The sequence below is a fragment of the Anaerococcus vaginalis ATCC 51170 genome, from assembly GCF_000163295.1.
Taxonomy (GTDB): Bacteria; Bacillota; Clostridia; order Tissierellales; family Peptoniphilaceae; genus Anaerococcus; species Anaerococcus vaginalis.
In genome coordinates, this window is sequence record NZ_GG700527.1 from 192,584 (window position 1) to 202,270 (window position 9,687).

The following is a 9,687-nucleotide window of genomic DNA, read 5'->3' on the forward strand; positions in this document are numbered from 1 at the left end:
ATGGATTTATTAGATGTTGTAAAAATTGATGAGGCTATTGATTTGCAAGTTTCTTTGATGGAAAAAATTGGATATAAGAAAAAAATTAAAATTAGAACTTGCGATTCTTTAGGCTATATTTTGGCAAATGACTTGATTTCAAAAGATGATTTGCCATGTTTTAGAAAAAGTACAATGGACGGCTATGCAATAAATTATAAGGATAGCCTAGGCGCCACTGATTCGATTCCTTCAATGTTAAAAGTTGTTGAAGAAATTCAAATGGGCAATATCCCCCAAAAAAAATTAAAAAGAGGCGAGGCCTCAAAAATTTATACTGGCGGTATGGTTCCAGAAGGGGCAGATGCGGTTTTACCCATAGAATTTACAGAAATTTTGTCCAAAAAATTAATTTCAATCAGTAAGCCGGTTGTTTTTATGGAAAATATTATAGATATTGGCGATGATTCAAAAATTGGAGATATTTACGAAAAAGAAGGAAAAATCATTGACCCTGAAACAATAGCCATGGCAGCAAGCTTGGGCTATGAAAAAATTGAAGTTTATGAAAAATTAAAATGCAAAATTTTATCAACGGGTGATGAAATTATTCCAGTAAATTCAAAACTTGTGCTAGGAAAATCAAGAGATATAAATTCCTACATGCTTTATTCTTTGTTAAAAAACATGGGAATTGATGTTCTTTCTATGAAACATCTAAAAGATGAAAAAGACCTTATAAAAAAAGAGCTTGAAGAAGATTTGGATTTGATAATAATTTCTGGTTCATCATCAAAGGGAAACAAGGATTTTGTTCCAGAGATTTCCAAAGAATTAAACCCTGGAATGATTTATCATGGAATTTCTATAAAACCTGGAAAGCCAACAAGTTTAAGCCAAAACAACAATACAATGATTTTGGGACTTCCTGGAAATCCTATTAGTGCCTATGCAGTTTTTAGGACTATTTTCCAAATAGCCTATGAAAAATATTTTAAAATTGATGAAAATTTAAAAATAAAATGCAAAATTAAAAGAAATATTGCAAATACTTCAGCAAAAACCATGATTTGTCTTGTAGAAATAAAAAAAGAAGGAAATGAGCTTGTAGCAAGTCCTATTTTTGGATTTTCCAATAATATTTCCCTATTAAAAAAAGCCAAGGGGTATATTGTGATTGATGAGTATGTTGAAGGAATAAAAGAAAATGAAAAAGTGTGGGTGAATCTTATTAGATGAGAAATATTTATTTGGATACAAAAGAATTAGAAGAGGCAATAGAAATTTTTCACGAGAATATTGGGGAATTTTTTGCAGATGAAAAATGTGAAATTATAGATTCCAAGGATGCCTTTGGAAGAGTTTCAAAAAATGCGATTTTTGCAAAATATTCATCTCCAGCCTACCATTCATCAGCCATGGATGGGGTAATGGTAAAAAGTGAAATGACAAAACTTGCAAGAGAAAATAAGCCTTTATTTTTAAAAAATGAAGATTTTATATATTGCAATACGGGTTCTGCTCTTGTAAAACCCTATGATGCAGTGATTATGATAGAAGATGTAAAAATTCAAGAAGATGGAATTGTAATTTTAAAACCTGTAAATGCTTGGGAAAATATAAGAATTCAAGGAGAAGATGTAATAGAAAAAGATTTGATTTTTACATCTTACCACAAATTTAGGTCAGTTGATCTTTCAGTTTTAATTTCTGCAGGAATAAATGAAATTGAAGTTTTAAAAAAACCAGTTATTGGAATTATCCCATCTGGAAATGAAATAATTGATAACAAGGAAGACTTGGTAAAAGGAAAAATTATCGAATCAAATTCTTCTATGCTAAATTCTATGGCAAAAGAGTGTGGATTTGAGACAAAAATTTATCCGATTGTAAAAGATGAAAAAGGGCAAATTAAAAATGCTCTAGAAAAGGCTCAAAACGAATGTGATTTTGTAACTTTGATTGCAGGAACTTCAGCAGGAAGTAAGGATTATACAAGAGAAATCGTAGAAGAAATAGGAGAAGTTTTTGTCCATGGACTTTCAATAAAACCAGGAAAACCTGCAATTCTTGGAAAAATTTCTCAAACTCCTTTTGTTGGTCTTCCAGGCTATCCCGTTTCAACCCACATAGTTTTTGATAAGATTGTTCTTCCTACTCTGCTTAAAAAAATGAGAATTGTTTCTGATGACAAAATAAAAATTAAGGCAAAACTTACTAAGCCTGTAATTTCTTCATTAAAAAACAGAGAATATATAAGGGTAAAAATTGGCTTGGTTGATGGAGAAATTATTGTAACTCCACTTGATAGAAAGGCTGGATCCCTTTTTTCTTTATCAGAATCAGACGGTTATTTAATTATTGATAGAAATATTGAAGGATACAATAGGGGAGATTTGGTAGAAGTCACTCTTCACAGACCAATTCCAAAAAAAGTTTTTGAAAACAGGATGGTTTCTATTGGATCTCATGACATAGTTTTGGATATTTTAAATGATTTATTTGCAAAAGATAATAAGCTTACAAGAATTTCATCATCCCACGTTGGTTCTTTGGCAGGGCTCAAGGCTTTAAGTCAAGGCGATTGCTTGCTTGCACCTTCCCATTTGTTAGATGAAAATGGAACATACAACAACGAAGCCATCGACTTATTTTTTGAAAAAGACGAAGTTTCAAAAATAAATGTGGTTGGTCGTAGGCAGGGGATTTTTGTTCAAAAAAATAATCCATTAAAAATAAAAAAAATAGAAGATCTTTTAGATAAAAAAATGGTAAACAGGCAAAGAGGAGCAGGGACTCGTTTGTTGTTTGATTATTTGTTAAAAAATAAAAATATTGATCCAGAAACAATAGATGGCTATGACAATGAGGTGACAACCCACTTATCAGCAGCTCTTGCAGTAAAAAATGGAGATTGTGACTTTTCAATTGGAGTTGAATCGGCAGCTATAAAAATGGATATAGATTTTATTTACCTAAAAGATGAAGAATATCAATTTATAATAAAAAAAGAAAATTTAAAACTTGATTCAATCAAAGACTTAATTGAAGTTTTAAAATCAGCTGAATTTAAAAGAAAAATGAAAGACTTAGGTGGGTATAATACTAAAGAAAGTGGAAATATTTTATAGGAGGATAATATGAAAATTAAAAAATTACATTTATTGGCACTTACTTTGTTATTTGGACTAACAGCTTGCGGAAAAAATACGGAAGAAATAAAAACAAATTCCAATGCAAATTCTACAAGCAATGAAATTGTGGAAAGCTCAAACGAAAATACGAGCGAAGAAAAAATTGTAAAGCTTACAACAACAACTTCTGTTAACGATTCAGGTTTGATGGATTATTTGAGAGATGATTTCAAAAAAGATACAGGCCTTGAAATGGAAATTGTTTCAAAAGGAACAGGAGCTGCAATCGAAGATGCAAAGGCAGGAAATGCTGATGTAATTTTGGTTCACTCAAAAGATGCAGAAGAAAAATTCATCGAAGAAGGATATGGACTTGAAAGAAAATCTTTCATGCACAATTTCTTTGTAATAGTTGGACCAAAAGATGATCCTGCAGGAATAAAGGGAAAAGATGCAGAAGAAGCTTTCAAATTAATAAATGAAAAAGATGAAAAATTTGTATCAAGAGGAGATGAATCAGGAACCCACAACAAAGAATTAAAAATTTGGGAAAAGGCAGGAGTAGATATTGACGAATTATCAAAAAAAGATAATTACAACTCACTTGGAGATGGAATGGGAGCGACTTTAACTTTTGCTTCAGAAAATAACGCCTATACTTTAACAGATTTATCAACATTTTTAACTATGGAAAATGATTTGGATTTGGAAGTTTTAGTTGACCAATCAGATGCCCTTAAAAATGTTTATTCAATTATTATAGTAAATCCTGACAAAGTAAAAGGAACAAACCCAGATGTAGCTAAAAAATTCCAAGATTGGATGCTATCAGATAAGGCAAAAAAATTAATTAGCGAATACGGAAAAGAGGAATATGGTCAACAACTTTTCTTCTTAGGAGAATAGGATGAGTGAAATTTATTCCATCGTTTTATTGACCTTAAAAATTTGTATAATTTCAACGATAATATCTGGAATTTTTGCGACTTTTTTGGCATTTTACCTTGGATTAAATGAAAATAAATTTATAAAAATTTTAAAAATAATTATTAATGCTTTTACATCTTTGCCGCCAGTAATAGCAGGAGTTTTTGTATATATTTTATTTTCAAAAAATGGAATATTTGGAAAACTTTCTTGGCTTTATACGCAAAAAGTTATAATAATTGCCCAAATTCTCATAGTAACACCAATAATTTGTGCAAATATATATCCAGCAATAGAAGAAATTAGAAATTCATTTGTGGAAACTTGCCTAGGACTTGGAATTTCAAAATTCAAAATGTATAGGCAGTTAATAAAAGAAAGCTCTTATTCGCTTTCTTCGGCCCTGATAACAGGATTTGGAAGAGCTATATCAGAAGTAGGAGCTGTAATGATTGTTGGAGGAAATATAAGATATAAAACTAGGGTTTTGACATCCGCAATAGTTCTTGAAAATAATAAGGGAAACTATTCTATGAGTATAAAACTTGGAATTATTCTTATGCTAATTTCCTTTGGAATTTCTATTTTTGCAATGATTTTTTCTAGGAGAAATGATGATAAAAATAAAAAACCTACAAGCTGAAATTTATGAAAAATTATTATTTTACATAGAAGATTTCACTTTCTATGATGGGAAAAAATATATTTTAACTGGAGAAAATGGAGCAGGAAAATCGACATTATTAAAATCTTTTATTGGAATAAATACATTTGTAAAAGGAAGTATTGAAAATGATAAAAATATAGTTTATCAAGCTCAAAATCCCTTTATTTTCAAAAAAACCCCAAGAGATAATTTTAAAATAATAGGAAAAAATATTGAAAAAATAAAAAAAGACTTGGAATTTTTTGCAATAGAAAATTTATTAGACCAAAATATAAAAAGCTTATCAGGAGGTGAAAAGGAAAAAGTAGTTTTTTTAAGGACTATGTTAAAAGCAAATCAGACCTTGCTACTAGATGAACCCTTTTCTCAAATGGATAAAAAATCAAGGATTGATGCAAATAATTTTTTGGATAAGTGGCTAAAAGAAAAAGAAGATAGGATGATAATTATAATAAGTCATGATAATTTAGACGATTATAGCTTTGACTATAACATAGAATTAAAAAACAAGCAGCTTAGATTAATTTAAGCTGCTTTCTAATTTTCCGATTTCTTTTATTAAATTTTTAACATCATCAATGCTGTAATTTAAATTTGAAAGTTCATTTATGGTATTTACAATATTTGATAAATCTTTTGGGTTTGTAGCAAATAAACACATTCCTGCAGAATCAATTATTTTCAAATAATCCTTAGGAATATTTTTTCTTTTTTTATCTGATAAAGATTTTATTTTATATTTTTTCTCTAAATATTTCCTACCACAAGCCAAATCCCTATAAATTTCATCTTTTTTATCACTTACGATTTTTTTTGTAATATTATCCAATTGGTCAAGATTTAAATTTTCGAATTTATAAATATGGTTTAAATGTTTATATGAAAATTCTATGCTTTTTGATAAGCCATAAATATCAATTCCATACTCATCAAGTCTATTTTTTATTTTATTTAATTTTTCTAAATCATCCTCACTATAAGAATTTTTAATTGAAAAAAGATTTTCTTTTTCGTGAGATCTTTTTTCAAAACAACCCAAAATACATCCATCACATTGTCTGTTGGGATTAGTTTTAAAGATTAATGGGATATTCATCTTTCTTAAATTATTTTTTTTAACTGAAATGGAAATTACTTTTTTTTCATACAATAGATTTGAAAGATTTTTTGAACAACCACGGTATTTATCTTCAACAAGCCTTGCCAAATTATCTTTTTTTATAGTTGAATTTGTAATATAAATAGAAGATAAATTATCTCCATATTTTTTCCTTAAATAATTAAAAGTAGAAGAGTTTGAATGATTTTTATTAGAATTTTCATTAAATGAAATTTTATCTTTATCAATATAAATTTCCAGAGGAAAATCAGACTTATTTAACAAAACAAGTCCATCATAAGAATTTGATTTAAGAAAATAAGAAAAATCTCCTCCCATATTTTTGTAGAAAATTTTACCTGAATCATTTTTTCCCATAATTATAAATTTAGAAATTGGATTTTTATATTCGATGATTGAAGATGTAAAAATCATCCAAGGATTTTTAAAATTTTTGTTTTTATTTAAAAAAAACAAAGAAAGAGCAAATCCTCCCATATAAAATTTTTTAGTTTTTTTATCAATATATTCAATTTCATATTTCTTTTTTTCTAGATCTAGCAATAATATTTTATAAAATTTTTCCATATCTTCCTCTTTTTGATTACATTGTACTATTTATAAAAAAATTTGTAAGAATTTAATTAAATCAAAAATAATTTAAATATCTAAAAGCCTTTAAATTACTTGACATATATATACTAAGAGTGTAAAATTAATAAGGATTGGCGTAAGGCCAATTTTTAAGATGATTAAAATTTAGAAAAAAAGGAGGTGCATTATGCCTACAATTAATCAACTTGTTAGAAAAGGTAGAAAAACTACTAAGGAAAAATCAGATACACCAGCTTTAGGTTATAACTTCAATACTCTTAAAAGAAGACAAACCAAATCTCAATCACCACAAAAACGTGGAGTTTGTACTTCAGTAAGAACAGTTACACCTAAAAAGCCTAACTCAGCTTTGAGAAAAATTGCCAGAGTAAGACTTACTAATGGTGCAGAAGTTCTTTCTTATATACCAGGAATCGGACACAATCTTCAAGAACACTCTGTTGTACTAATTAGAGGAGGAAGAGTAAAAGACCTTCCAGGTGTTAGATACCATATCATAAGAGGTACTCTTGATACAGCAGGAGTAGAAGGAAGAAAACAAGGTAGATCTAAATACGGAGCTAAAAAAGATAATTAGTAGTATTTAGATGTAGTGCATAATGTACTGAGATTAAAATAAAAGTATATGTGCACACGAACGGCTTTAAGGTCGTTTTTAAGGCCTTATGGTCGAGTACTAAAGATATTACTAAAATTGGTAAAGGAGGGAAGCAAAGTGTCAAGAAAAGGACATATACCAAAAAGAGAGGTAATGCCTGATGCAAAGTATAACGATAGAGTTGTAACAAAACTAATCAACAACGTTATGCTTGATGGTAAAAAAGGCGTTGCTACAAAAATAGTTTATGATGCTTTCGAAATAGTTGGAGAAACTTCAGGAAATGATCCATTAGAAGTATTCTACCAAGCTTTAGAAAATATTATGCCAACACTTGAAGTTAAAGCAAGAAGAATAGGTGGAGCTAACTACCAAGTACCTATGGAAGTTAGACCAGAAAGAAGACAAACTTTAGGTTTAAGATGGTTAGTTAATTTCTCAAGAGCACGTGGAGAAAAAACTATGGTAGAAAGATTATCTAAAGAAATTTTAGATGCATCAAACAATGCTGGTGCCAGCGTTAAACGTAAAGAAGAAATGCACAGAGCTGCAGAAGCTAATAAAGCTTTCGCACACTATAGATATTAGGGGGATCAATGTCAAGAGATGTCTCATTAAAAGCAACCAGAAATATTGGTATCATGGCGCATATCGATGCTGGTAAAACAACAGTAACAGAAAGAATGTTGTTTTATACAGGAAAGATATATAAAATCGGTGATACCCATGATGGTACAGCAGTAATGGATTCCATGGACCAAGAAAAAGAACGTGGAATCACAATTGGTTCTGCTGCTACAACATGTTACTGGAATGATCACAGAATAAACATCATAGACACACCAGGTCACGTTGACTTTACAGTTGAAGTAGAAAGATCTCTAAGAGTTCTTGATGGTGCTGTTGCACTTTTTGATGCGAAAAGTGGTGTAGAACCACAATCTGAAACAGTTTGGAGACAAGCTGACAAATATGACATTCCAAGATTTTGTTTCATAAATAAAATGGATGCTACAGGCGCTGACTTTTTCATGTCTGTAGATACAATAAAAGAAAAATTAAAAGCAAATGCAGTACCTATAGAAATTCCTATAGGAGCTGAGCAAGAATTTGAAGGTGTAGTTGACCTAGTAACAATGGAATCTGTAACATATAAAACAGAAGACTTAGGAGCTCACCCAATCAAAGGCGAAATTCCAGAAAATTTAAAAGAAAAAGCTGAAGAATATAGAGCAAATCTTTTAGAAGAATTATCAGAAATTGATGATACAATAATGATGAAATATCTAGAAGGTGAAGAAGTTTCTGAAGAAGAAATCAAAGCTGCTATAAGAAAGGGAACAATTGAAAAGAAAATTTTCCCATGTCTATGCGGATCAGCATACAAAAACAAAGGTGTTCAAGCACTTCTTGATGCCATAGTTGATTACATGCCAAGCCCACTTGATATACCAGCAGTTCAAGGAACTGACCCTAAAGATGAAGAAAAAATTCTTGAAAGAAAAGCTGGAGATAAAGAACCTCTTTCTGCTTTAGCATTTAAAGTAGTAACTGACCCTTATGTAGGTAAGTTAATTTATGCAAGAATCTATTCAGGAACAATTGAATCAGGTTCATACATCTACAATGCTACAAAAGGTAAGAAAGAAAGAGTAGGAAGAATCCTACAAATGCACTCAAACAAACAAGAAGAAATCGAAACAGGTTATTGTGGAGATATAGTAGCTCTTCTTGGACTTAAAAATACAACAACAGGAGATTCACTCTGCCTTCAAGATGACCAAATAATTCTTGAAAACATGGAATTCCCAGATCCAGTTATCTCAGTAGCTATTGAACCAAAAACAAGAGCAAGTCAAGATAAAATGGCAATAGGACTTCAAAAACTTGCAGAAGAAGATCCAACATTCGTTACAAAAACAGATGAAGAAACTGGACAAACAATAATTTCAGGAATGGGAGAATTACACCTTGAAATTATCGTTGATAGATTACTTCGTGAATTCAAAGTAGAAGCTAACATTGGTAACCCACAAGTAGCATACAGAGAATCTATTACACAACCTGCAGAAGCACAAGGTAAGTTTGTAAGACAATCCGGTGGTTCTGGTCAATACGGAGATGTTGTTCTTAGAATTATGCCAGGCGAAGAAGGAGCAGGAATCACATTCGAATCCAAAATCGTCGGAGGAGCAATTCCAAAAGAATACATCAAACCAGTTGAAGAAGGTGTTAGAGAAGCAGCTACCCAAGGTATCCTTGGTGGATATCCAATGGTTGATATGCACGTTGAAGTATTCGATGGTTCATACCACGAAGTAGACTCATCAGAAGTTGCCTTCCACGTAGCAGGATCTATGGCTCTTAAAAACGCAGTAGCAAAAGCTAAACCAATTTTACTTGAGCCAATGGAAAAAGTTGAAATTACTACACCAGATGAATATCTAGGAGATGTAATGGGAGATGTTTCATCAAGAAGAGGTAAGATTGATGGAATGAATCCAAAAGATGGAATTCATGTATTGAATGCTTTCATACCACTTTCAGAAATGTTTGGATATGCAACAGACCTAAGAAGTAAAACTCAAGGTAGAGCAACATATTCAATGCAATTTGATCATTACGCTCAAGTACCTGAAAGTGTAAAAGAAGAAGTATTAAATAAAAA

The 9,687-nt window shown here is 30.5% G+C and carries 9 protein-coding genes; 8 read left to right on the forward strand and 1 reads right to left on the reverse strand.

Annotated elements, in window-relative coordinates; translation table 11 throughout:
- Genes HMPREF0078_RS01010 through HMPREF0078_RS01030 form a run of 5 tightly spaced genes read left to right on the forward strand, consistent with a single transcriptional unit; the run spans position 1 to position 5,236 of the window.
- Complete coding sequence (locus HMPREF0078_RS01010; RefSeq protein ID WP_004838153.1) at positions 1 to 1,218, forward strand: molybdopterin molybdotransferase MoeA; 1,218 nt, start codon at positions 1 to 3, stop codon at positions 1,216 to 1,218.
- Positions 1,215 to 3,110 carry a molybdopterin biosynthesis protein gene (locus HMPREF0078_RS01015; RefSeq protein ID WP_004838154.1) on the forward strand — a complete coding sequence of 632 codons (1,896 nt, stop codon included), beginning with the start codon at positions 1,215 to 1,217 and terminating at the stop codon, positions 3,108 to 3,110. The genes HMPREF0078_RS01010 and HMPREF0078_RS01015 overlap by 4 nt, the downstream gene beginning before the upstream one ends.
- Positions 3,111 to 3,119: 9 nt before the next feature.
- On the forward strand, positions 3,120 to 4,019 hold the full coding sequence (locus HMPREF0078_RS01020) for an ABC transporter substrate-binding protein (protein WP_004838158.1): 900 nt from the start codon (positions 3,120 to 3,122) through the stop codon (positions 4,017 to 4,019).
- A gap of 1 nt (position 4,020) precedes the next feature.
- Positions 4,021 to 4,683, forward strand: coding sequence for an ABC transporter permease (locus HMPREF0078_RS01025; protein WP_004838159.1), 663 nt, complete (start codon positions 4,021 to 4,023; stop codon positions 4,681 to 4,683).
- Positions 4,655 to 5,236: an energy-coupling factor ABC transporter ATP-binding protein gene (locus tag HMPREF0078_RS01030; RefSeq protein WP_155811426.1), complete on the forward strand. Its 582-nt coding sequence runs from the start codon at positions 4,655 to 4,657 to the stop codon at positions 5,234 to 5,236. Before HMPREF0078_RS01025 ends, HMPREF0078_RS01030 begins: the two co-directional genes overlap by 29 nt.
- On the opposite strand, the gene HMPREF0078_RS01035 is transcribed toward HMPREF0078_RS01030, so the two are convergent.
- Positions 5,228 to 6,394 (reverse strand): aldehyde ferredoxin oxidoreductase N-terminal domain-containing protein, encoded by a 1,167-nt coding sequence (locus HMPREF0078_RS01035; RefSeq protein ID WP_004838161.1) that lies wholly within the window; start codon positions 6,392 to 6,394, stop codon positions 5,228 to 5,230. The genes HMPREF0078_RS01030 and HMPREF0078_RS01035 overlap by 9 nt on opposite strands.
- Positions 6,395 to 6,587: 193 nt before the next feature.
- On the opposite strand from HMPREF0078_RS01035, the gene rpsL reads away from it, so the two are divergent.
- The 3 genes from rpsL to fusA form a co-directional block, all read left to right on the forward strand.
- Entirely contained in the window at positions 6,588 to 6,998 is a 411-nt protein-coding gene (gene rpsL / locus HMPREF0078_RS01040; protein WP_004838162.1) for a 30S ribosomal protein S12, read from the forward strand.
- A gap of 138 nt (positions 6,999 to 7,136) precedes the next feature.
- Complete coding sequence (rpsG, locus tag HMPREF0078_RS01045) at positions 7,137 to 7,607, forward strand: 30S ribosomal protein S7 (RefSeq protein WP_004818603.1); 471 nt, start codon at positions 7,137 to 7,139, stop codon at positions 7,605 to 7,607.
- 8 nt (positions 7,608 to 7,615) lie between these two features.
- The coding region (gene fusA, locus HMPREF0078_RS01050) for an elongation factor G (RefSeq protein ID WP_004838166.1) at positions 7,616 to 9,687 on the forward strand (2,072 nt) is incomplete at its 3' end.